The sequence below is a fragment of the Caulobacter sp. 602-1 genome (assembly GCF_003931565.1).
Classification (GTDB): domain Bacteria; phylum Pseudomonadota; class Alphaproteobacteria; order Caulobacterales; family Caulobacteraceae; genus Caulobacter.
Map to the genome: position 1 here is coordinate 1 of NZ_RRYI01000107.1, position 299 is coordinate 299.

Annotated in this window: 1 protein-coding gene; it reads right to left on the reverse strand. The window is 67.9% G+C overall.

Annotated elements, in window-relative coordinates; translation table 11 throughout:
* Positions 1-299, reverse strand: a 299-nt coding sequence (locus EIK80_RS25455; protein WP_148099138.1) for an amidohydrolase family protein, incomplete at both ends; no start/stop codon positions are given.

The following is a 299-nucleotide window of genomic DNA, read 5'->3' on the forward strand; positions in this document are numbered from 1 at the left end:
TAGTGGAACTCGCCCACCCGCGTGAAACCGCCCTCCAGCATCTCGACCTGACCCATGGCGGCGATGGCCTGGGCCATGTCGGGATCGAGCCGCTCCAGGAAGCGGTACATGACCTCGCGCCAGGTCCAGAAGGTGTCGCCGGTGTCGCCGCGCGTCTCGGCCAGACCCGCCATGGCGCCCTGGAAGGCGTGGCTCTGGACATTGGCCAGGCCCGGCAAGGCGGGGCCGAGACGGACAGCGTCGCCCGCCGACGTATCGGTTTCGATACGGGCGATACGGCCATCGGTGATGGTGAACTT